General features: G+C 67.3%; 21 protein-coding genes (1 of these 21 running past the window's edge). 13 read left to right on the top strand and 8 right to left on the bottom strand.

Annotated elements, in window-relative coordinates; translation table 11 throughout:
- Nucleotides 1–7 precede the first annotated feature (7 nt).
- The 10 genes from ACTIEW_RS01800 (at nt 8) to ACTIEW_RS01845 (ending at nt 10,200) form a co-directional block, all read left to right on the top strand.
- Nucleotides 8–589: a hypothetical protein gene (locus ACTIEW_RS01800; protein WP_439476190.1), complete on the top strand. Its 582-nt coding sequence runs from the start codon at nt 8–10 to the stop codon at nt 587–589.
- A gap of 288 nt (nt 590–877) precedes the next feature.
- Complete coding sequence (locus tag ACTIEW_RS01805) at nt 878–1,687, top strand: flagellin (RefSeq protein WP_439476191.1); 810 nt, start codon at nt 878–880, stop codon at nt 1,685–1,687.
- Between the two features lie 600 nt (nt 1,688–2,287).
- Nucleotides 2,288–3,097 carry a flagellin gene (locus ACTIEW_RS01810; RefSeq protein ID WP_439476192.1) on the top strand — a complete coding sequence of 270 codons (810 nt, stop codon included), beginning with the start codon at nt 2,288–2,290 and terminating at the stop codon, nt 3,095–3,097.
- A 96-nt stretch (nt 3,098–3,193) separates the two neighbouring features.
- Nucleotides 3,194–3,478, top strand: coding sequence for a flagellar protein FlaG (locus ACTIEW_RS01815; protein WP_439476193.1), 285 nt, complete (start codon nt 3,194–3,196; stop codon nt 3,476–3,478).
- Between the two features lie 118 nt (nt 3,479–3,596).
- Nucleotides 3,597–4,421 carry a flagellin gene (locus ACTIEW_RS01820; protein ID WP_439476194.1) on the top strand — a complete coding sequence of 275 codons (825 nt, stop codon included), beginning with the start codon at nt 3,597–3,599 and terminating at the stop codon, nt 4,419–4,421.
- 249 nt (nt 4,422–4,670) lie between these two features.
- The gene (locus ACTIEW_RS01825; RefSeq protein WP_439476195.1) at nt 4,671–7,379 is read left to right on the top strand and encodes a transcriptional regulator; all 2,709 of its coding nucleotides are present in this window, start codon (nt 4,671–4,673) and stop codon (nt 7,377–7,379) included.
- 76 nt (nt 7,380–7,455) lie between these two features.
- The gene (locus tag ACTIEW_RS01830; protein WP_439476196.1) at nt 7,456–8,121 is read left to right on the top strand and encodes a hypothetical protein; all 666 of its coding nucleotides are present in this window, start codon (nt 7,456–7,458) and stop codon (nt 8,119–8,121) included.
- Nucleotides 8,121–8,570 carry a hypothetical protein gene (locus tag ACTIEW_RS01835; RefSeq protein WP_439476197.1) on the top strand — a complete coding sequence of 150 codons (450 nt, stop codon included), beginning with the start codon at nt 8,121–8,123 and terminating at the stop codon, nt 8,568–8,570. Before ACTIEW_RS01830 ends, ACTIEW_RS01835 begins: the two co-directional genes overlap by 1 nt.
- Nucleotides 8,571–8,720: 150 nt before the next feature.
- Nucleotides 8,721–9,200, top strand: a complete 480-nt coding sequence (gene ssb, locus ACTIEW_RS01840) for a single-stranded DNA-binding protein (protein WP_292029194.1) — start codon at nt 8,721–8,723, stop codon at nt 9,198–9,200.
- 94 nt (nt 9,201–9,294) lie between these two features.
- Nucleotides 9,295–10,200, top strand: a complete 906-nt coding sequence (locus ACTIEW_RS01845) for a DMT family transporter (protein WP_439476198.1) — start codon at nt 9,295–9,297, stop codon at nt 10,198–10,200.
- 61 nt (nt 10,201–10,261) lie between these two features.
- Here ACTIEW_RS01845 and ACTIEW_RS01850 read toward each other — a convergent pair whose 3' ends face one another.
- The 3 genes from ACTIEW_RS01850 to ACTIEW_RS01860 all read right to left on the bottom strand — a co-directional run bounded on the left by ACTIEW_RS01850 (nt 10,262) and on the right by ACTIEW_RS01860 (nt 12,367).
- Nucleotides 10,262–10,825 carry a DUF3035 domain-containing protein gene (locus tag ACTIEW_RS01850; RefSeq protein ID WP_439476199.1) on the bottom strand — a complete coding sequence of 188 codons (564 nt, stop codon included), beginning with the start codon at nt 10,823–10,825 and terminating at the stop codon, nt 10,262–10,264.
- A 64-nt stretch (nt 10,826–10,889) separates the two neighbouring features.
- Nucleotides 10,890–11,420, bottom strand: coding sequence for a signal peptidase II (lspA, locus tag ACTIEW_RS01855; protein WP_439476200.1), 531 nt, complete (start codon nt 11,418–11,420; stop codon nt 10,890–10,892).
- A 155-nt stretch (nt 11,421–11,575) separates the two neighbouring features.
- On the bottom strand, nt 11,576–12,367 hold the full coding sequence (locus tag ACTIEW_RS01860; protein ID WP_439476309.1) for a PhoH family protein: 792 nt from the start codon (nt 12,365–12,367) through the stop codon (nt 11,576–11,578).
- A 290-nt stretch (nt 12,368–12,657) separates the two neighbouring features.
- Between ACTIEW_RS01860 and ACTIEW_RS01865 the strand changes: the two genes are divergently transcribed.
- Entirely contained in the window at nt 12,658–13,182 is a 525-nt protein-coding gene (locus ACTIEW_RS01865; protein WP_439476201.1) for a gamma carbonic anhydrase family protein, read from the top strand.
- 10 nt (nt 13,183–13,192) lie between these two features.
- On the opposite strand, the gene ACTIEW_RS01870 is transcribed toward ACTIEW_RS01865, so the two are convergent.
- The gene (locus ACTIEW_RS01870; protein ID WP_439476202.1) at nt 13,193–13,732 is read right to left on the bottom strand and encodes a PAS domain-containing protein; all 540 of its coding nucleotides are present in this window, start codon (nt 13,730–13,732) and stop codon (nt 13,193–13,195) included.
- A gap of 152 nt (nt 13,733–13,884) precedes the next feature.
- Between ACTIEW_RS01870 and ACTIEW_RS01875 the strand changes: the two genes are divergently transcribed.
- Entirely contained in the window at nt 13,885–14,772 is an 888-nt protein-coding gene (locus ACTIEW_RS01875; RefSeq protein WP_439476203.1) for a hypothetical protein, read from the top strand.
- Between the two features lie 127 nt (nt 14,773–14,899).
- Here the strand turns inward: ACTIEW_RS01875 and ACTIEW_RS01880 are convergent, their stop codons facing one another.
- The 4 genes from ACTIEW_RS01880 to hfaA form a co-directional block, all read right to left on the bottom strand.
- Nucleotides 14,900–17,749, bottom strand: a complete 2,850-nt coding sequence (locus ACTIEW_RS01880; protein ID WP_439476204.1) for a M16 family metallopeptidase — start codon at nt 17,747–17,749, stop codon at nt 14,900–14,902.
- 139 nt (nt 17,750–17,888) lie between these two features.
- A complete protein-coding gene (gene hfaD, locus ACTIEW_RS01885) occupies nt 17,889–19,133 on the bottom strand; it encodes a holdfast anchor protein HfaD (RefSeq protein WP_439476205.1) in 1,245 nt (414 codons plus the stop codon).
- Nucleotides 19,060–20,076 (bottom strand): holdfast anchoring protein HfaB, encoded by a 1,017-nt coding sequence (gene hfaB, locus ACTIEW_RS01890; protein WP_439476206.1) that lies wholly within the window; start codon nt 20,074–20,076, stop codon nt 19,060–19,062. The genes hfaD and hfaB overlap by 74 nt, the downstream gene beginning before the upstream one ends.
- Nucleotides 20,073–20,516: a holdfast anchoring protein HfaA gene (hfaA, locus tag ACTIEW_RS01895; protein ID WP_439476207.1), complete on the bottom strand. Its 444-nt coding sequence runs from the start codon at nt 20,514–20,516 to the stop codon at nt 20,073–20,075. Before hfaA ends, hfaB begins: the two co-directional genes overlap by 4 nt.
- 182 nt (nt 20,517–20,698) lie before the next feature.
- Between hfaA and ACTIEW_RS01900 the strand changes: the two genes are divergently transcribed.
- Nucleotides 20,699–21,257, top strand: the 5' portion of a protein-coding gene (locus ACTIEW_RS01900) for a rhomboid family intramembrane serine protease (RefSeq protein ID WP_439476208.1). It continues 74 nt past the right edge of the window; only the first 559 of its 633 coding nucleotides appear in the window; the start codon lies at nt 20,699–20,701; the stop codon falls past the right edge of the window.

A 21,257-nucleotide genomic window follows, 5' to 3' on the forward strand; every position in this document is an offset into this window, starting at 1 on the left:
GTTGGTCTTGGCGGGGGCTCTGGGTGCGGCCCTGATCGGTCTGCACGGGTTGGGTTTTCGCTGGGACCCGCTGGGGCTGGTCGAGCGACGGCTGCGGTCGGCTGAGGCCAGGACATCTGTCGCCTCCGCGGACGCCGCCGCGCGCCGGTTCGAGGTCGAGAGCGCCGCGGCCCAGGTCCGCCGTCTCGACGAGCTTCATCAACAGACCGTGGCGGTCGTGCGGACGACCGCGCGAGCCGCGACACAGGCCAGGAGCGCCCATGATGCTGAAACCCCGCTGGACCCGGATCGTGTTGCTCGCCTTGCCGGGCATGACCGCGAGTGTGCCGCCTCGCTCCCGCCGTCTGCGGAGCCGCCGCGACTGACCCTGCCCGAGGCGGCGGCGACGCCTTGCGTGCTGGAGCTGTTGCCCGCAGCGCCGACCCTGGCCGATCTTGAGGTCGCCTATGTCGAACGGGGCGCGCGCCTGGTCGCCTGTGAGAACGCCCGGGCGTCGGCGGTCGAGACCCTGACGGCCGAGCGGGCGCTGCAGGATCGGTGGCGGGGTGAAACCGACGCTCGCCGCAAGCCGGCGATCTGGCCCTGGTAGCAGACCGCGCCCTGCCTTGATGGCCGCGTCCGCAACTTCGTGAAAATCCTGCCCGGCATTTCTCGATCGGCACGACCTGCCGACCACCCGGCAGAACATGCCTGGCCCAGGCGGGTTCTGCCGGGTGGATTCGAACCTGCGGGATAAAATAGTACAGAAAATCAACGATAAAAAGTCTGACTCCCGCCTTCGGTTCGTGGCTCCGACCTTGCTCAACAGGAACCCGAGCAGAAAGCTCCTGATCGCCAAAATGGCGTCGGACATGTCGAAGACAAAGGGACAGCCAAAATGGCTAACAGCATCAACACGAACGTCGGCGCCCTCGTTGCGCTGCAAAACCTGAACGCGACCGGCCGTGAGCTGAATGTCGTGCAAAACCGCGTCAACACCGGGCTGAAGGTTTCTTCCGCCAAGGACAACGGCGCCATCTTCGCGATCGCTTCCGGGTTGCGCGCCGAGCAGGGCGCTCTGGATTCGGTCAAGAACTCCATCCAGCGCGGTCATTCGGTCATCGACGTCGCCCTGGCGGCCGGAGACACGATCCAGAAGGCCCTGGAAGAGCAAAAGGGTCTGGCGGTCGCCATCCAGTCGTCCGTCGCCGGTTCCGCTGCCGAAACGGCCTATCTCGCTGATTTCAACGCCCTGGGCGCCGAGATCACGGCTGCTCTTGCAGGCGCAAGCTTCGACGGCGTCAATCTGTTCTCCGCCGGATCGGCCACGAACAATCTGGTGGTTCAGACAGGCACCACCACGACCTATACGGTGCATGCCGTGGCCGGTACTGCCACGACTGTCGCGACGGCGACCGGCGCCATCGTCCGGGCCGGCGCCACCGCCGCCGCGGTCGAAACCGCCAGTGCGGCGTTTGCGGCCAAGCTCGGTACGCTGGGCGGCAACTCCAAGTCCCTGGAGCGGCAGCTGACCTTCACCAGCAAGATCCAGGACGCCCTTGAAGCCGGCGTGGGCAACCTCGTCGACGCCGATCTGGCCAAGGAAAGCGCCCGACTGACCGCTCTGCAAACCAAGCAACAGCTGGGTGTGCAGGCCCTCGGCATCGCCAACCAGTCGGGGTCCATCCTGCTCGGCCTGTTCCGCTAAACCCTACAGCTTTGGGGTCGCATCAACCCGGGGTCAGCACAGGCCCCGGTGACCTTCCGGAACGAAATTTTGAGCCTTGGCGGACCCGGTCCGCCAAGGCTGATTTCGTTTTCGTGGTGACGGAGGACGTGGCTGCGGCTCTGTCGGTCGCGTTCAGCCACTCTCCTGTCGCCCCGGTCCCTTTGGGGGGCGACCAACGGGCCCCGGCGGCGGTCATTTTCGGATCCGGACCGGGCGCCAGACCGGCGGCCTGCCGCCGGCGCGCGAGACAACCCCCACATCCGGGCGGATGGCGATCCGAGCCAGGGCGCCGCGAGCGCCCTGATCGCGCCCAGGCCGGCGGACGTGCCGGCGACGGATCGCCAGGGCGGCGGCGAGCCCGGCACAGGCTGCCGACCACCCGGCAAATCCTGCCGCAACCCGGCAGATTCTTCCGGGTCGAAAATGTGGTGAACAAGAACTAACGCAATAAAAACAACGACCGTTGAGTTGGCATGGGAGGTCGGTGGGTGGCTCCGTCCTTGCTTCAACCCCGTCGGGCAGAACGCCCCCGACAGCCAAAATGGCGTCGGTCATGTCGAAGACAAAAGGACAGCCAAAATGGCTAACAGCATCAACACGAACGCCGGCGCTCTCGTTGCGCTGCAGAGCCTGAACGCCACCAGCCGTGAGCTGGACACCGTTCAGAACCGCGTCAACACCGGCCTGAGGGTTTCCAGCGCCAAGGACAACGGGGCCATCTTCGCGATCGCTTCCGGTCTGCGCGCTGAGCAGGGCGCCCTGAACTCGGTCAAGAACTCCATCCAACGCGGCCAGTCGATCATCGACGTCGCCCTGGCGGCCGGGGACACGATCACCAAGGCCCTGGAAGAGCAAAAGGGTCTGGCGGTCGCCATCCAGTCGTCCGTTGCGGGTTCCGCCGCTGAAACGGCTTATCTCGCTGACTTCAACGCTCTGGGCACCGAGATCACGGCTGCCCTGGCGGGTGCGAATTTCGACGGGATCAACCTGTTCTCCGCCGGATCGTCTACCAACAACCTGGTGGTTCAGACGGGCACCGGCTCCACCTATTCGGTGCATGCCGTGGCCGGTACTGCCACGACTGTGGCGACGGCCACCGGCTCCGTCGCCCGGGCCGGCGCCACCGCCGCCGCCGTCGAAACCGCCAATACGTCGTTCGCGGCCAAGCTCGGTACGCTTGGCAGCAACTCGAAGTCCCTTGACCGTCAGCTGACCTTCACCAGCAAGATCCAGGACGCCCTGGAAGCCGGCGTGGGCAACCTCGTCGACGCCGATCTGGCCAAGGAAAGCGCCCGACTGACCGCTCTGCAGACCAAGCAACAGCTGGGTGTGCAGGCGCTGTCGATCGCCAACCAGTCGAGTTCGATCCTGCTCGGCCTGTTCCGCTAGGGAATGGGGAACGGAGGCGGAGCCGCGAGCGGCTCCGCCTCTGCTTCCGAGCGTTCGTGACCGGGAGACGTTGGCTTAGTCGCCGACGTTCAGGAGATGAATGCAGAAAAAACAACGCGGGCGGCGCCGGTTCTTGTAGCCGACTCATCGCTGCAGTCCGGAGCTGACCACGAAGCCAACTCCAGAGCCGCCGCAGACGCCGAACGCCTGGCCCGTTACCGGCTGGTGATCGAGCAAGGATCCCGCGCGGGATCCTTTGTCTACAAGACTCTGGACCGGGAGACCGGTGAGGTCGTGCGGCAGCTGCCGAGCGAAGAAGTCCTCAAACTGAGGCAGCGTGACGACTACGGCGTCGGGGCGGTGATCAACACCACCGCCTGAAACGCCGTCCAGACCTGACTGTCCCCGGGCCGCAGCTGCGCGCCCGGACATCTTGCGTTAACCATACGCATACGACTCGCTGCATACGCTGTCCCCGAACCGATCCAGGGCGAGAACCATGTCCAACAGCGTCCACTCCAATGCCTCCGCGCTCGTTGCGCTGCAAAACCTCAATCAGATCAACGACCGGATGGCGGAGACGCAGAACCGTATCAGCACGGGTCTGAAGGTTGCGGGCGCCAAGGACAATTCGGCGATATGGGCGATTGCGCAGAACCAGCGAGCCGATCTGGGGGCCCTCGATGCGGTCAAGACCAGCCTGGATCGGGCCACCTCGCTGGCGGACGTAACCCTGGCTGCGGGTGAGTCGATCTCCGACCTGATCATCCAGATGCGCCAGAAGGCCGTGGCCGCGTCCGACCTCTCCCAGACACCCGAATCCCGGGCCGCCTACAACGACGACTTCCAGAGCCTCGTACGGTCAGTGCAGCAGTTCGCCGACAGCGCCTCGTTTGACGGGGTGAACCTGCTGGACAACTCCCAGGCGGCGCCGCTCGACTTTCTCGCCAATGTCGACGCGGTCGACACCATCTCGATCGACCCGCATAATTTCACCGGGGCCGGTCTGGGCCTCAGTACGCAGGACCTGCTTCTGCCGGCCTCCGCGGCGACCGCGCTCGCCGCTATCGATGCGGCCCTGGTGACGGTGAACTCCGGGCTGTCCGAGCTCGGAGCGCAGGCCAAGCAGATCGAGACGCACAACACATTTGTCTCAAAATTGATGGATTCGCTTGAAGCCGGCATCGGCAAGCTGGTCGACGCGGATTTGGCGAAGGAAAGCGCCCGCCTTCAGGCGCTACAGGTGCAGCAGCAACTCGGTGCGCAGTCGCTGTCGATCGCGAACCAGGCGCCGCAGATCATCCTGTCACTGTTCCGGAACTAGGCCGGCCGGCGCACGCCGGCGGGGCCGATCTGGATGGCGGCGCGACGTCGCCGCGAGCCCAGCCCATACAGCGAAAGCAGTGATTTCAAGGCATTGACGAAGGCGTTCTTCACGGCGTCCTCCTCATCCAGTGCGCCGAAAACGGCCGCATACGAACATTGTTCCCTGAGTCGCGGCCGAAGTCCTCGGTAACCGGACGTTAAGCGATCATTACGGTTGAGCCGCCATAGTCATCGGCGGGAGTTCGTCGTGATCAACAACAGCTATCTACTCGGTCTGTACGGTGTCTCCGCGGGAGACATGAGCACGTTCGGCGTCACTTCCAGCGTAAAGCCGGCGAAGACCCAGCCTACTCCGCCCTGGGACGTCAGCATCAAGGCTTCCAAGCCGGATTCCGTGGTGCGGGCCGCGCTCGCCGCCCGACAGCTGATCAGTGTCGATTCCGGTCGCCTCGATCTTCCCGGGGCGTCTTCCGACTACCGGAAACTGTTCGCGCTCTATCAGGGTCTGACCTCGCTGACCGCCCTTGCTACAAGGGTAGACCAGAGCGGCGTCGGCGAGGGCGAGGCCGCCCGGATCCGCCAGCGCTTTGCATCCGGGATTTCGGAAGTCGGCGACTATCTGCGGACCGCCGGATTCGACGATATCCGTTTGGTCCAGGGCGTGTCGTCCACGACCGCAAAGACGTCGGCAGGCGTGCCGCGCGACGCGACGCGGATCGTGACGCGGCCGGTTCACGATGGCGACCTGGCGTCTTCCGTGCCGAACCTCGAGGGGCCCGTCGTGTTCGATATCACGATCGGAACCGTCGGCGGGGACGTCACGGCGCCGATCGACCTCGCCGGGATGGGCGCCCAGACCCGCACGCTCGACAACGTCATCACCTTCATCAATGACAAACTGACCGATGCCGGGGTCGCCACGCGGCTGGGCCGGGAAAAGGTGAACGGCGCGCCCCGCACTATCCAGCTCGGCGCCAAGACCATCACCCTGCCGGCGCGAGCGGATCAATGGGGGCTGGTGCTGCAGGGCACGAGTGCTGAATCGGTGCGCTTCACCGCGCCGCAGACGTCAGACGCGGTCTATGTGGTCCAGGCCGCCGGCGTCGGGGGCGGCAACGAACTTCTGAAATTCCAGAGCGACGGCGGCGCCGCGCCGGAGCCCTTGCAGCCGTTCGGACAGACGGGCTGGGTGGCAGGCCGGGCCTCACAGACGGCCCTGCCCAAGGGCGTCGAGACGGTTCGGGCCAGCGCCGTCGGCGCCGACGGGTCGCTGTGGATCGTCGCCGATATCGAGGCGGCGCCAGGCTCGCAGCCGCTCAAGGGCGAGCGTGATGTGGCGCTCATGAAGCTCGATCCGGCGGGACGTATCGTGGCCACGCGAATGCTCGGGGCCTCGGACGAGGCGAGCGGCTATGCGATCGCCATCGCCGCTGACGGGCGGGTGGCCGTTGCGGGGTCGGTCACCGGCGACCTCGAGCCGGGTGCGCGGGTCGTTGACGCCAATCTGTCGGACAGTTTCGTCACCGTGTTTGATGGCGCCGGAGAGGAACTCTGGACCCAGCGGCGCGGCGCCCGGGCGGCGGACGAGGCTACGGCTGTGTCGTTCGGGACCGACGGCAGGGTCTATGTCGCGGGGCGTTCCAGGTCAGCGATGCCCGGCGCGTCGGGGCTTGGAGGATGGGACGGATACCTGCAGGGCTTTTCAGCGACCCAGGTTCACAGCCTGGCGCCCTTCACCGCGTCGGCGGTGTCGATCAACCAGTTCGGAACCGTCGGCGACGACAGCGTCAAGGCTATGACGGTCGAAGGTTCGTCGATCTATACGGCCGGGGTCGAGAGCGGCCGGGTCGTCGTGCGTCACTACACCCCGGGCGGCGACGGAACTCCGAGCCTGTCCGCGGTCCGGGATCTGGGAGCCGCCAGCGGTGACGTGACCGGGATCGCCGTGGCCGACGGCCGGGTCATTCTGACCGGAACCACCCGCAATCCCGCCCTGGACATTGCGACGATGAACACGGCCCATTCGGGCAGCTCGGACGCCTATGTCGCGGTGCTGGGGGCCGACCTCTCGCCCGCCGCCGCAGACCGGTTGACCTATGTCGGCGGCGCCGGCGACGACAGCGTCGCGGACGTGAAGGTGCATGGCGGAAAGGTCTGGATCACGGGGATCGCCGATCGTCCGGTCGGGGCTCAGGAGGATGATCCCAGGCAGGGTTATCTCACCCGGCTCGACCCGTTGACCGGGGCGGTCGAATGGACCCGAACCTGGGCCGGCGTGGACCAGCAGGCATCGCCCCTGAGCCTCGCCGTCGCGAGCGGGGGCGCCAGCGTGCTGGACCGTCTGGGGCTGCCGCAGGGGCTGGTTTCGATGGGCGATTCCAAGACCCTGACGGCGGCGACGGCGCTGCGGCCGGGTGACCGCTTCTATGTGTCGCCCGCCGATGGCAGCCGACGCAGGGCGGTCACCATCGACGCCGATGACACCCTGCAGACCCTGGCGCGCAAGATCGAACAGGCCTCCTCCGGCCAGCTCAAGGTTACGGTCGTCACCGATGCGCTCAAGACCGGAGAGCTTGAGGACATGAACAGCGGGCGGATGCAAAGGCTGTCCATCGTGCCCCGGGACGGGCGGGCCGGCGCGATCCTGACCAGCGGCGAGACGGGCCGGGACGCCCTGGCAGCCCTCGGCCTGTCTCCCGGGATCGTCAGTCCCACGCCGAAGGCGGGCGATCTGAAGACCTTTGCAATGGCGCTGCCGCCGACCCTGTCACTGACCGGAGCCGACCAGATCAAATCCACGGTCGAGGCTCTCAGAGCCGCCGTCAGGGTGGTCAGGGACGCCTACAAGGCGCTCGCGCCGGGCGCCTCCAAACCGGCCATCACCGGAGCGGCCCCGGCCTATCTGACGGCGCAGCTCGCCAACTATCAGGCCGCGCTGGCCCGACTGACCGCATAGGGCGCCGGGCGACGAAGATCGTTGACGCCGGAGCCCCGGGCGGGGTTATTGGAGGCTCCATCCGCGCGAGCCATTCATGCCCCAGGACAATCGTCTTCTCATCGCCATCGGCGCCGGCCTGGCGGTCGTTGCGGCCGTGGTGATCGCCCTGATCTTCAGCGGCGGTCGGGACCGGAATCCGGCCCCCCCGCCCGCGGCGCAGGGCGGGCTGACCGTCGATGTCGCCGACGCCCCCGAACTGAACACCACGCGCGAACTGCGCTGTTTTGTCGACGGCCAGTACATCGGCCTGGCGACCCTGTCCGACTGCGCACGCCGGAACGGCGTGGCCACGGACGCGCTCGACGTCGGCATCGACGAGACCGGCGCCCTGGCCGCCGCTCCGACCGCCGCCTTCGCCCCGCCGCCGAGCGCGCCGCCCATCGAACTGACCGAGACAGAACAGCCGCCGCTCACCGATCAACAGGCTGTGGAGCCATCGGTCCAGCCGGCGTCCGGCGCGACCTGCTTGCGTCACACGGGGTCGGACTGGCGTTCGCTGTCGTCCAACATGAGCCTGAACGCCTGCGTCCAGGCCCTGTATTCGGGCACCTGCGTGCGGCCGGGCGAGGCGCTTTACGGCCGTTGGGGCGACCTGACGCTGAGGCTCGTGCCCCGCCGGGTCGAGCAGTCGCCTGACAACAGCCGATTCCGCACGCTGGCCGAACAGGATCGCAGCTGCACATTCCCGGGACTGCGCTGATGAAATACGCTGCAATCACAGCCATCGCCGCCGGCGCCCTGGCGCTCGCAGCTTGCGAAAAGACCGTCGAGGCTCCGTTCGATCGGGGTGTTTGCTACGCCGTCGAGACCGGAGCCGAGGGCGAAGCCCCGCGGTTCAACAAGGTGGCTGAGAACCAGCCGCAGATCGAGTTCTGCGCCGCGCGGCTGGAAGAAGTTCGCCTGCGGTTCCTGCGCATGGGCGGAACGCGGCAGGAGATCACCGGCTCCTACCAGGGCCAGTTCATCTTCATCGACCGCGGCGGCGTATGGCTTTCGAAGTCTCTGGACGGCGGGCGGTTCAACGCCATGGCCCGGACCGGCGACGGTCGTCTGGCCATGCCGGGCGCGATCCAGCGGGCGATCGACGGCACCCCGATCGCCGTATCGTCCAACCGCGAGCCGGATCCGACGGCGCCTCCGGCGCCCTAGACGGAATAGAACAAACGTGGAACAAGCAATCTGTGGATTGCGCCACAAAGCTGACGCGCGACCGTCCAAAGCGCGCTAGGCCCGGACAACAGACAATCGGCTCCGAACAGCGCGAAGCGCGGCGGGCCAGAACGAAGAAGGAGCTCGGCGATGGCGGGCAGCGTCAACAAGGTCATTCTGGTCGGCAATCTGGGCAAGGACCCGGAAATCCGCACCCTCAACTCCGGCGAGCGGGTCGCCAACCTGTCCCTCGCCACCTCGGAGCAGTGGCGCGACAAGGCCACGGGCGAGCGCAAGGAAAAGACCGAGTGGCACCGGGTGGTCATCTTCAACGAGAACATCGTCAAGGTGGCGGAGAACTATCTGAAGAAGGGCTCGACCGTCTACATCGAGGGCTCGCTGCAGACCCGGAAATACGAACAGGCCGGGGTCGAGAAATACACCACCGAGATCGTGCTGCAGAAGTTCCGCGGCGAACTGACCATGCTGGGCGGGCGTAGCGACAGCGCCGGCGGCGGAGCCTCGCGCGGGGGCGACGACGACTATTCCTCGGGCTTCTCGACCGGCGGGGCCAACAAGCCCAGTGGACCGAAGGAAAGCTACGACCTGAACGACGACATTCCGTTCTAGGCCGGCCCGGCTTTCGGCGGCCCGCCACATTCCGAAATGCAATGTGTCGCCGTGCGCGCTCGCGCGCGGCGGCGGCGCGCGTTAAGGCGGGGGCGTGACCACTCCAGACAAGCCGCACAGTCCGCTCTCTCCGGTCGAGATTCTCGCCATCATCGCGGTGGTGGTGATCTGGGGCGTCAACAATGCGGCGGCCAAATTCGGAACCGAGACCTTGCCGCCGCTGCTGATGGCGGCGCTCAGGTTCGCCATCGCGGCGGCCTGTCTGATCCCGTTCGTGCGACCGCCGTTCCCCAACTGGAAAAGCCTGCTGATCATCGTCGGCCTGGGCGGGCCGATCCACTACGGTCTGATCTACCTGGCCTTCTGGCTGGCGAACGACGTCAGTCCGGTGTCGGTCGCGGCGCAGCTGTGGGTGCCGTTCACGGCTCTGTTCGCCTTTCTGCTGCTGGGCGAGCGGCTGTCGCGGTTCGCTCTGGCCGGCATGGGCGTGGCCTTCCTCGGCGTCGCCTGGATGACGCTGGACCCCCACGCCATCGCCGACTGGAAGGGTATTCTGGCAGGCGTCGGCGCGGCCGGGGCCTGGGCCATGACCACGGTCGTGGCGCGGCGAACGACCTCGATCCCGCCGCTGAAGATGCAGGGTCTGCTGTCGCTGGTCGCCCTGCCGTCGCTGGCCTTCGCCTCGGCCCTGTTTGAACGGGGCCAATGGGAAGCCGTGCAACAGGCCAGCGCCCTTGTCTGGGCCTGCGTGATCTGGGCCGGACTGGTGTCGTCGGTGCTGGCCACGACCCTGGTGTTCTGGCTGGTGCAGAAGCGTGAGGCGGGGCGGGTGACGCCCTATCTGCTGGCCACGCCCGTGGTCTCGATCATGATCGGCTGGGGGTTCATGGGCGATGTGCTGACGCCGCAGATTCTGGTCGGCGCGGCCCTGACCATGGGCGGCGTCGCTATTGTCTCTCTGGCCGAGCGCGGTCTCAGGGCGGGCGCCGCCAAGGCCTGATCCTGAAACAAAAAGGCCCGGCTGCTTTCGCGGCCGGGCCCCTTCGTGTGGTGGATTGAACCTAGAGGCCCGGGAGCTTGAAGCCCGTGTCGCGGCGCGGCGTGATGGAGATGCCGGTGCGGCCTCCGGTCAGGGCCTGGAGCCGGGCGTACTCGGTCGCCGCATCGACGTTGACAGCGCCTTCGGAGGTCTGGATGGCCGTGGGCGCCTGGGTTGCGGCGTCGTCACGACGCCAGAACAGGATGCGGTTGGCCCAGCTCTCTTCCTTGTGCGCCAGGTCGCCGAACTCATCGTCCACGACATAACGGGCCAGGGGATCGGCGCGGTCGCCGCCGGCCAGGGCGACCAGTTGTTGCTCGCCTTCCGACCGGGTCACAGCCTGACGCTGACCCAGCAGGACCTGGCGCGCGGCGGATTCGGGAGCGAGCTCCTGCGGACGCGGCTGGCCCGGCGCCGGCGGGCGCAGGCCGTACTCCGGCGGAACGGTCAGGGGGGCGGTCGAGACGGTCAGAAACTCGTCCGGCGTGATCCTGTTCAAGCCGACGCCCGTGCGAAGACCGGAGCAGGCGCCCAGGGCGAAGACCGAGGTGGTGAGGGTCAGAACGGCGACGGTGCGAAGACGCATATTTGATATCTCGGTGCGGGGCGCCGGAGAGGGCGCGCGCGTAAACCCTGTAGGAAGCGGTTGATTACGACTTTTCGGCGGCGAGGCCAACCTTGGCTTCCTGCTCCACCCGAACGCTGTCGAGGATCAGCAGGATGACGCCGACGCAGATGGCGCTGTCGGCGACGTTGAAGATCCATGGGAAGTTGATCTTCATCGACCCGAGGAAGAAGTGCGGGCCGGAGAAATCAAGAAAATCGACGACATAGCCGAACCGGATTCGGTCGATCACATTACCGAGCGCCCCGCCCATGATCAGGCCGATGGCGGTGATCAACAGGCGGCGATCGGCCCGGAGCGCCCACCAGCCGAGGATGCCGGCCACGGCGACCGAAAAGGCGCTGAGCATCCACCGCGCCGAACCGTCGCCGAACAGGCCGAAGCTGACGCCCCGGTTTTCGACCCAGGTCAGGTTGAAAAGGGGAGACCAGACCGGGATGTGGCCCATCTCGCGCAGGTCGAGGCCGCCCATGATCCAGGCCTTGGTCAACTGGTCCAGGATGATGACGATGAGGGCGAAGCCGTAGGCGGCGTAGGCGATGCGGGGGATTTTCATTCGGGTCGCTGAAATGTGAAGGGCGTTCGGTTAGCAGCCCCCGCGCCGCGCGCGAAGGGGCAATCGTGTCGCTGGGTCGCCGGCCGCCCAGGACCAACGAAAAGGCCGCCGCCGTGAATCCGGCGACGACCTGATCTGTCAGGGGATGACAAGCGTCAGAGGACGCCGATCATCGAAGCCACGAGCGGGTGCCGGACGATGTCCTGTTCGGCCAGGCGCACCACGGCGATGTCGGGCACGGGCGCCAGTCGCTCGGCTACGTCCGTCAAGCCGGAGATGCCGGGCAGCAGGTCGGACTGCTGCGGATCACCGGTGACCACCATGGTCGAATGCCAGCCCAGCCGGGTCAGCAGCATCTTGAGCTGCACATAGGTGCAGTTCTGGGCCTCATCGACGACGATGAAGGCGTTGTTCAGTGTGCGACCGCGCATGTAGCCGATGGGCGCGATCTCGATCAGGCCCTCGGCCATCAGCGCCTTGACCCGCTTCATGCTGAGCCGGTCCGAAAGGGCGTCGTAGAGCGGCCGGAGGTAGGGGGCGAGTTTGTCCTCCATGTCGCCGGGCAGGAAGCCGATCGACTCGCCTGCCTCGACGGCGGGGCGGGACAGGACGATGCGGCCGATCTTGCCGGCTTCCAGCGCCTCAACGGCCTTGGCGACCGCGAGATAGGTCTTGCCGGTGCCTGCCGGACCCAGGGCCAGCACGAGGTTGTGGTGGTCGATGGCCGTCATCAGCTCGGCCTGACCCTCTGACTTGGGCTTCAGCGTCTTCACATAGGCCTGGTCGCGGTCATCGTTGGATGGATAGGGCGACCAGCCCGCGTGGGTCGGAAGGCGCCGAACTTTCGAGTCCTCCATGAACTGACGTGAATCGAGCACCCCATGGTCACGGGATGTCTCGCGGGTCTGACGCTTGATGGCCGCACGCTTGGTCATGGACGCCTCCAGGGCATGAAAAAAGGCGATGCCGCAAAAGCATCGCCTCGAACGAACACAGGGAAGAGAGAGACAGGGGACGCGATGCATCCGCCCGGGTCTGAAGAAGGGTCAACTTCCAGCGGAATCATCCGCCGAACCGAGCGCACCACGCACGTTCCCCGAGGTCTGACCGGACCGGGCTTGATCCGGCTTCCAATCCGGGGCCGAAATGGCGGCCTCGAATCGCATCTACACTCTGAGCCTAGCGTGGTTTACGAGAGCTTAAAGCCCTCGATTTGTTGAGAAATGACGGTGTTCGGATGAATGTTTACAGCCTCGGCGACAAGAAACCGCAGCTTCCGCCTAAGGGCGAATACTGGCTGGCACCGAACGCAACGCTGATAGGAGACGTGATTCTCAAACCGGGCGCCAGTGTCTGGTTCGGGGCCGTCCTGCGCGGCGACAACGACCCCATTACAATCGGTCGGGACACCAATATCCAGGACGGCAGCGTACTGCATTCAGATCCCGGCGAACCGTTGACGATCGGCGACGGGGTCACCGTCGGCCATATGGTCATGCTTCACAGCTGCGAGATCGGCGACAACACCCTGATCGGCATCGGCGCGGTGGTGCTGGGTCGAGCGAAGATCGGCAAGAACTGCCTGATCGGGGCCAACACCCTGATCACCGAGGGAAGGGTCATTCCCGACGGGTCGCTGGTCATGGGCCAGCCGGGCAAGGTGGTGCGGGAGCTGGAGCCGGGCCAGATCGAGGCGCTGAAGGCCTCGGCCGCCCACTATGTGCGGAACTGGCGGCGATATGCCCGGGAGCTGAAGGTCTGATCCGGCGGGTTCAGGCGACCCGACGGCCGCCGACGGCGGCGAGCGAAAGAGCGGGGCGGGCGGATTCGCCCACGCCGATGGAAACCCGGGCGGTGAGCAGACGGGCTTCGTCGGTGGCGAAGCTCAGGGTGGCCATCGGCGCGTAGAGACCCAGAATGCGGTCCACGGCGCCGGACGGGCCGCGCAGGGGCACCAGTACGATCTCGATCTGGGCCGACAGGAACCCGGCGAGAGCGGCGATCACGACCGGCCGGGCTTCGCGCACGGTCTGGGTCATGGCCGCGGCCACCAGCGGCCGTGAGGCGGTGCGCCAGACGGACAGAAGGGTGCGGTCCTTCAGCGGTTCGCCGTGAAAACCCTCGATCCAGGTCCCGGCAACGCGAATGACGGCGTCCTCACCGTTGCGCTCGGCGATGAAGGCGCGCGGCAGGCGCAGGCCGAGGGCGTCGGGCTCCAGCGAGGCGCGGTCGGGAATCCCGGCGCGCACGGCTCCCTTGCGGGACAGCCCGGTCCAATGGTCGATCAGGAATTGCGTGTCAGGATGAAACATCGCTCTGGCCTCCGGCCGCAGCGACGCAAGGCCCGCGCCTGTGACGCGTTCGGGCAAAAGGCAACGGAAATGAAATGCTTTTGCGGTTCAGATGGACGCTGAAGCGACCTGCCCCCCACGCAGGTCGCATGGACTTAACTGGAGGTCGGCCCATGCGGGTGCGGATCATGACATGGCTGCCGGCGCTGGCGGGCTTTTTCGCCCTGATGCTGTTCGCCGACAAGGCGGCGGCCCAATGCGGGCCGGCCTGCCCTCCGCCGCCGCCGCCGTGCTGCGAACCCCCGCCGCCACCGCCTCCGCCGCCGCCGCCGCCCCCTCCGTGCTGCGAGAATCCGCCTCCGCCCCCCTGCTGCGGCGGCGGCGGCAATCTGAACGTCAACGTCAATGTGAACGCCAACGCCAACTCGAACGCCAGCGCCGGCGCCCGGGCGGGGATCAGCGCCCGCGCGGGCAGCTTCTCCAGCGGCGGCGGGGGCGGCGGTTCCGCCTATGTGACGGTGGACCAGCCCTATCCGACCACGATCAACGGCCTGATGGTCGAGGGCGCGCGCGTCCGGCAGGTCATCCGCGTGCCCTATGAGGCGCGGCGGCGGTGGGAGAAGCGGGTCGTGATCCGCGCCTTCTGCATTGACGACCGCAATGTGCCCCACCCGGCCTCGCAGGTGCGTCCCGACCGGGACGTGGACGGCGACTATGAGGGCGAGCTTTACCGCTGCCTGGCCGGCACCTGGCTGCAGATCACCTGGGCGGAATATTCGGGCGACGTCGACTTCGGCCACGGCGAGACCATGGACTGCCGCAAGGGCGAGGCCCTGTGGCACGGCCGCGGCGGCCGGATCGAGTGCAAGCCGCAACGGACTGAGCGTGAGTGCAACGAACGCTCGCTGCTGCGCCGCTACGGCGCCGGCGTGAAGATCCTGATCTGGGTCCGCGAGGAGACCTACACTGAATACCGTGAGGAAGTGGTCGAGCAGGCCGGCTACGCCGTGTCGGGCGCCACCATCACCCTCGACGGCGGCGTCGGCGGCCGGGTTTTCTGACAGTGGAGTGAACACCGGCGTTCAGCCGCGCGTCAGTCGCGGCGGCCCAAAGTGCGACCGTCGGCTCCGTCGACGATCCTGAGAAGCAAACTGGCCCCGATCCGCAAGGACCGGGGCCTTTTTTCGCCTATTGGGCGGCCGGGACGTTGGACGAGACCACCACGGCCTTCCAGGCCGTGGCAGACTTCAGATACTGACGCGCCAGGGTCTGGATGTCGGCCGGGGTGAGGGCCTCCAGGTCCGTGATGTGGGTCAGGATCTGCTCGATGTCGCCCGGCTGGTCGACCACCTCGCCGAGTTGGGCCAGCCAGTACTCGTTGCTGGCCTGGCTGCGGCGCAGCGATTCGATGACCGGGAGACGGGCGCGATTCAGCTCGTCTTCGGTGACCGGCGTGTCGCGCAGGGACACGGTGATCGCATCGACCGCGGCGTAGAAGGCGTCCAGCTTGTCGGCCGCCGTCTCGGCCGTGATCGAGATCGAGCCATAGTCCTCATAGATGTCTGAAGCGCTGGCGCGGACCGCCGGCGAATAGGCCAGGGCCTGACGCTCACGGATTTCCTCGAGCACGCGCAGTTTGAGCACTTCGGACAGGATCGAGGCGCGGCGGGCGTCCGTGCGGTCGCCGACGGCGTCGGTGGTCGGCCAGGCGATAAAGGCCAGGGCCTGCTCGGCAGGACCCGTGTGGGTCAGGCGGACAGGTTCGGCCGTCGGGGCCGGGAAGCGCAGCACGGTGGCGCCGGCCGCCGGTTGGGCGTCCGGTCCGCGGGCCGGAAGGGCGCCGAAGGTCGGGCCCACGGCGGCGATGGCGTCCTCGACGGTCAGGTCGCCGACCACGATCACGTCGATTGGGCCGCTGGCCAGGCCGCTGGTGACGCCGGCGCGCAGCTCGTCGATGGTCCAGGTTGCGATCTCCTCGGCCGTCGGCAGGGATTCGCGCTTGTCGCCGCTGGCCAGCAGGCCGGAGCCCTGGATCTGGAAGGCGCCGCCGGGGGTGGCCATCAGCTGGGCGATCTGCTGCGGGAAGATCGACTTGATCAGCAGCATCGGCGCGGGCCGCAGGCCGGGATCGGTCAGATAGGCCGCCAGAACCTGCATCTGCAGCGCCAGGTCCTCGGGACGGGTCGCGCCCTGAAGCTGGTAGCTGTCGCCGCCGACCTGGAAGCCGGCCGAATAGATGCGGCCGTTCAGGGTGCGGCTGAGCTCGTCGAATGTCAGACGACCCAGACCCCCCGGGGGCACGATAGCGGCGGCCAGCAGTTGCGGGTCAGCGCGGTTGGGGCTCATGCCCTGCTCGCCGATGCCGGTGCGGACGCTGATCAGGATCTGTTCGTCGCGGAAGGCCGTCGGCTTGACCGTCATGCGCACGCCGTTGGCGAAGGTGACGACCGTGGCGCCGACCTCGGCGATCTCGCGGCGATCCTGCACGGCGCCAGGCGCGCCGAAGCTAGCGTAAGGCCAGTCCAACTGGGCTTGGGCGGCCGGGGCCGAGACCGGGACCAGACGTGAAGCCTCAAGCGCGGCGGTGACGGCGGCCTCCCCACCCTCGATTTCGACCGGGGTGATGACCAGGGCCAGCGGGCCTTCGCCCGTGAACACCGGCCTGACGACCTCGCTGATCCGGGCGGCGGTCACGCCTTCAACCGCGGCGTTGAACATGTCGAGGTTGGTCTGGGGCGAGGAGAAGACGTCGCGTCCGTTGACGGCGTTGGTCAGTCCGCCCGCCAGTTGGGGCGTGCGGCGGGTGGCGGCGCCGGCGACGGCGTTCTCGAGGCTGGCGCGGATGTCGGTGATCTCACGCTGGAGCTCGGCCTCCGAGACGCCGTACTGCGAAAGGCGGCGCTGCTCCTGTTCGATCGCTTCCAGCGCCCGCTTCCATTCGCCGGGGGCGAACTGGGCCGAGACGGAGGCGATGTCCAGGCTGTCCACGAGGTCGCCTTCGCCGCCGCCCGCACTTGCGAAGGGCGGATTGTCGGTGCGGGCGATCTCGCCAAGGCGACGGTTCAGGACGGCGACGCCGAGGCTTCGGAGCAGGTCCTCGCGGCGCTCGGCGACGGAGTCGGGGTCGCGGTTCGGATTACGGATCCAGTTGAGCTGGATCGAGGACTGGACGCCCGGCTCGACAAGGATGCGGGTTTCCGGCTCCCGGGGCGCGACCGTGCCGAGGTCGGGTTCGGGACCGTCAGCGGCGCGGGGCTCCCAGCTTTCGAACGCGCCGCGGATCTTGGCTTCCATCACGTCGACGTCGAAGTCGCCGACGGCCACGAAGGTCGCGCGCGAGGGGCGGTAATAGGCGTCGTAGAACTCCACGAACCGCTCGCGCGGCGCATTGCGGATGATGTTCAGGTCGCCGATCGGCAGTCGTTGCGAGACGCGCTGGCCGGGGGCGAGCAGGGCCAGCTGGGCCTTGATCGAACGCAGGCCGGGGGTGTTGCGCAGGCGTTCCTCGCCCTCGATGACGCCACGCTCGGCGTCGACGGCGTCAGCGGCCATCAGGGCCTCGGACACCTGTTCGCGCATGATGTGAAGGCTGGCGTCGACGGTCTCGTCGTTCGTTCGAGGCAGCTCCAGCATATAGACGGTCTGGTCGAAGCCGGTGGAGGCGTTGGTGTCAGCGCCGAAGGCCAGACCCAGGCGTTCGAGGATTCGCAGGAGCTCGTTCTCGGGGACGTTGGTCGTCCCGTTGAAGGCCATGTGCTCCATGAAGTGGGCCAGACCCAGCTGGTCTTCGTTCTCCATCAGCGAGCCGGCGTCCAGCCGCAGGCGGAACGAGGCCTGTCCGGGCGGGGTGGCGTTTCGCATGATGGCGTACTGCATGCCGTTGGCCAGGACGCCAAAGCGGACGTTCGTATCCGCCGGAATGTCGCTGGTCGCCTGGGCCCACGGATCGGACGGCTGAACCTGCGCGAGGGCAGGGGCGGCGGCGGTCAGAACGGCGACGGAAGCCGCGGCGAGCAGGAACAGACGGGCGGAACGCATTGTCGGTCTCTTTCCGAAAGGCGCGATGGCTCCCGGATCGGGGCCGCGCCGGAGAACAGGTAAGGACCGCAATACACCTATCGCCGACGCCCCGCGCAACCCTTCGGCGACCGGGCGGCAAGGCTCAAGTTACCGAATGTTAATTTCCGGGCCGCGAGACGTAGAAGCTGGCTGAGTTTCCGACTGCATTTGCGCCGGTGATCACCGTGCGGTTGGAACCCGTGACAGTTGTATTGGCGACCGCCGACACATCGCCCGAGTTGGTCTGGGTGTTGCCGGCTTCCAGATAGCCTTGGCATTCCGAACAGGCATAGCCGGTAACGCTGTTGCCCACGGCGTCGGCTCCGACCGCGACGTCATAGCCATTCGTCCCGGAGAAGGTGGAGATAACGTCCACGCCGCCCGTGTTGAACTGGGTGTTGTCGATCTCGACATAGATGTCGTTGTTGCCGACCGAGAGTTCATTGGCCGCGCCGCGGGCATAGGCTTCGGCGCGACCGTAGTCATAGGCGGTGGTCAGGGCCGAGGCGCGCACGAAGCTTGAGTTCCTCTGGTCCGACGCGTTCACGACTGAGCCGCCTTCGTTATAGAGCACGGCCTGATTGGCGGTGGCGCGGGCGCGGGCGGCGAGATCCCAGGCGTTGCCCGCGTTGGCGCTGGCCTCGGCTTCGATGAAGCTGCCGAACGAGCGCTGCACGATGCTCAGGTCCTGGCCCGAGGTCTGGCCGCTGTTGACCGCGATGGCGTTGACGATGGCCTGACTGGTCACGCTGGCCTCGGCCGGGATGTACTGGCTCTCGATCCGGCCGAAAGAGCGGACGATGGCGGACGAGGACTGATCAATCGTCCCGCTGACAAACGAGGTTTGGCCGTAGACGGCGACCGTATTGGAGATGGCCGACGCGCCGACGGCGGCGCCGGCGTGCAGACGGGCGCTGCTGTCGCCGACCTCTGTGGTGGCGCTGATCAGACCGTCGTCGGTCGTCTGGGTCGCATCGAGCGTCAGGGTCGCGTCATAGGCGCTGACGGCCAGATAGTTGCCGCCCGCCTGGCTCGTGGCGTTGACCGCCCCATAAGTGTCGCCGCCGAGGGTGATGTCGGTCGTCGCCACCGCGTCGCCCTGCATGGTCTGGTCGGACTGAACGGTGATCGAGCCATTATAGACCGCGCCCGAGGCGCTGTTGCCCTGGGCCGACGTCTCGACCGTCACCTGGTCCTGCGAATCGACGACGTTCAGCGTCTGGCCGGCGAAGACGTCGCCCAGTTGCAGCTGTTGGTTCAGGACGATCGTGCCGTCCTGCGCCGCGGCCTCAGTAGCGGCTGCGACGCACAGCGCCGTCGCGGCGATCGTGCCAGCGAGACGGATCCGCGCGGGTTTCGCCATTGTTCGTGTCCGTGTTGGGGTAAGCGGGATAATAGCCGCCGGTCGGGCCGACCGTGCCGCCCAGGGGGTCAGGACCCGCGCTGAGGCAGATCTCCGGTCCCGGGGCGCCGTAGAGATTGGCCATGAACTCGACCGTCGCGCGCTCGATCAGGGCGCGCACGGCCAGCTGGACCGGTTCCAGCCCGCCCTCGCCGGCCGAGATGTCGAAGACATTGCCGTTGAGGAAGTCGAACACCCCGGCCGAGATTTCGCGGCCGATGATCTGCTTCTGGTAGGAAACGACGTCGACGACCTGGAGGGTAGTGGTCTGCACCAGCCGCAGGTCGATGGCGATGTTCATCACATAGGCCTTGGCCGCGAACGCCGTCGACAGGGGCGTCGCGCTGGTCGCCTGGCCCGTGGCCGCATCGAAACCGCCCGAGCGGATATTGTAGTTCACCTCGGTGATGCCGCCGATGATGTAGAAGTCCGTGCCGGGCACCGAGCCGGCCAGGATGCGGCGATACTGGACGTCGTCGGCCCCGCCGGGGCCGTCGTCGCCGATCAGCCGGTTGTTGGCGTAGCGCAGCTCCATCTCGGAGACCGAGGTGTCATACCGCTCGACCATCTGCGCGCCGGACTTGGCCAGGGCGGTCATGGCCATCAGCGAGGCGCCGCCAGTGACCTGACGGCCGCCGTCGGCCGAGACCGTGCCGGTATAGTCCGCGATCCGGCCCACGGCGATGCGCGGCGAGGGCAGGTTATAGCGCCGGGCGTAGTCGGCCATGCAGTAGAGAGCGGCGGAGTAGGGGGTCGGATTGGCCGTGACCGGCGCATTGCCGATGGGCGTGGCGTAGAGGCCTTGCGGACCGGCCGAGGACGAGATGCAGCCGCTCAGCAGCGCCGCCGTCGCACAGGCGACGCCGGCCGTTCTCAGGCGCCGTGAGATGGAGCCAGCGATCATGGAAGCCTCAGCGTGCCGTTCAGGCTGGTTCCGGCGGTGACGGCGCCGTTGTTGACCTGGGTCGAATTGACGATGACCGTATTGTGATTGCCCTGAACCACGACGTTCAGGCTGTTGCCGATGGCGGTGGAGCCGCCGATGGCCGTTCCCCCTCCTGCGCCGCCCGCCCCGGAAAAGCTGGATGACACCCCGCCCGTGGCGCTCGAATAGGTGCTGGCGCCGGCCTGGATGATTCCATCGACGATCAGCCGGTTGCCGTTGGCGTCCCGCGTCGAACCGGACTGCGGGCGGGCGGTGGTGTAGCGCGCCCCGCCGTATCCGGCCGTATAGGCGCCCATGCCTGACGAACCCGCCGACTGCGCCGCGGCCACGGCGGGCAGGGCCAGCAGCGCCACGGCGACGGCAGCGAGGGCTGGCAGGGCCTTGGTCCGGACGATCATGGCGGGCGGCTCCACGCAAACATGGTTTACGGGCCGGCAAGGACCCTGCGTGCCAATCTGGGTCATGGTTATTAAGAACCACTTGCCATGTTGACCTTTAGCGCCGGACAGCGTGACCGCGCCTTCCAACGGAGACCGACCTGACCCAACCGCCCGCCGAACGGATTCTGAACGCGCCGGCGGTGGCCGTCCTGCTCGCCGGGTCAATGCCGGTCCTGTACCTGATCCAGGAACGTCTGCCCGACGCGGGGTTGTCCCTGGCCTTCCGGCCGTCATCCCTGTGGACAGGGCAGTGGTGGCCGGGACTTCTCACCTCGATGTTCGTGCACGGGGGTTGGGCCCATGTGGCGATGAACGCCGTCGCCGCCCTGGCATTCGGTCCGCCGGTGGCTCGTCTGATGGGGGGAGCCAAGGGCGCAGTCAGCTTCCTGCTCTTCTATATTGCGTGCGGGCTGGTCGCGACGGGCGGCTATGGCCTGGTCCACCCGGCCAGTTATGATTCGCTCGTCGGGGCTTCAGGCGCGGTCTTCGGCCTGATGGGCGGCGCTCTGCGGCTGTTGGGTAGGCCGGATCACAGACTACGGTCGCTTCGGGACCCGCGCTTCCTGACGACGGCGGCCGTGATCATGGCGGTGAATGCCGCAGCTGGTCTGGTCGGGCTCGCCCCCGGCATGGACGGCGCCCGTATCGCCTGGGAAGCCCATGCGTTCGGGTTCGTATGCGGGGCCGTGCTGATCGGTC

It is taken from the genome of Brevundimonas sp., assembly GCF_051860745.1.
Taxonomy (GTDB): Bacteria; Pseudomonadota; Alphaproteobacteria; order Caulobacterales; family Caulobacteraceae; genus Brevundimonas.

Coding starts and splice junctions, on each gene's coding strand:
- ACTIEW_RS01805 (WP_439476191.1), top strand. CDS start 878: ATGGCTAACAGCATCAACACGAACGTCGGCGCCCTCGTTGCGCTGCAA.
- ACTIEW_RS01810 (WP_439476192.1), top strand. CDS start 2,288: ATGGCTAACAGCATCAACACGAACGCCGGCGCTCTCGTTGCGCTGCAG.
- ACTIEW_RS01815 (WP_439476193.1), top strand. CDS start 3,194: ATGAATGCAGAAAAAACAACGCGGGCGGCGCCGGTTCTTGTAGCCGAC.
- ACTIEW_RS01820 (WP_439476194.1), top strand. CDS start 3,597: ATGTCCAACAGCGTCCACTCCAATGCCTCCGCGCTCGTTGCGCTGCAA.
- ACTIEW_RS01830 (WP_439476196.1), top strand. CDS start 7,456: ATGCCCCAGGACAATCGTCTTCTCATCGCCATCGGCGCCGGCCTGGCG.
- ACTIEW_RS01835 (WP_439476197.1), top strand. CDS start 8,121: ATGAAATACGCTGCAATCACAGCCATCGCCGCCGGCGCCCTGGCGCTC.
- ssb (WP_292029194.1), top strand. CDS start 8,721: ATGGCGGGCAGCGTCAACAAGGTCATTCTGGTCGGCAATCTGGGCAAG.
- ACTIEW_RS01850 (WP_439476199.1), bottom strand. CDS start 10,825: ATGCGTCTTCGCACCGTCGCCGTTCTGACCCTCACCACCTCGGTCTTC.
- lspA (WP_439476200.1), bottom strand. CDS start 11,420: ATGAAAATCCCCCGCATCGCCTACGCCGCCTACGGCTTCGCCCTCATC.
- ACTIEW_RS01865 (WP_439476201.1), top strand. CDS start 12,658: ATGAATGTTTACAGCCTCGGCGACAAGAAACCGCAGCTTCCGCCTAAG.
- ACTIEW_RS01870 (WP_439476202.1), bottom strand. CDS start 13,732: ATGTTTCATCCTGACACGCAATTCCTGATCGACCATTGGACCGGGCTG.
- ACTIEW_RS01875 (WP_439476203.1), top strand. CDS start 13,885: ATGCGGGTGCGGATCATGACATGGCTGCCGGCGCTGGCGGGCTTTTTC.
- ACTIEW_RS01880 (WP_439476204.1), bottom strand. CDS start 17,749: ATGCGTTCCGCCCGTCTGTTCCTGCTCGCCGCGGCTTCCGTCGCCGTT.
- hfaD (WP_439476205.1), bottom strand. CDS start 19,133: ATGGCGAAACCCGCGCGGATCCGTCTCGCTGGCACGATCGCCGCGACG.
- hfaB (WP_439476206.1), bottom strand. CDS start 20,076: ATGATCGCTGGCTCCATCTCACGGCGCCTGAGAACGGCCGGCGTCGCC.
- hfaA (WP_439476207.1), bottom strand. CDS start 20,516: ATGATCGTCCGGACCAAGGCCCTGCCAGCCCTCGCTGCCGTCGCCGTG.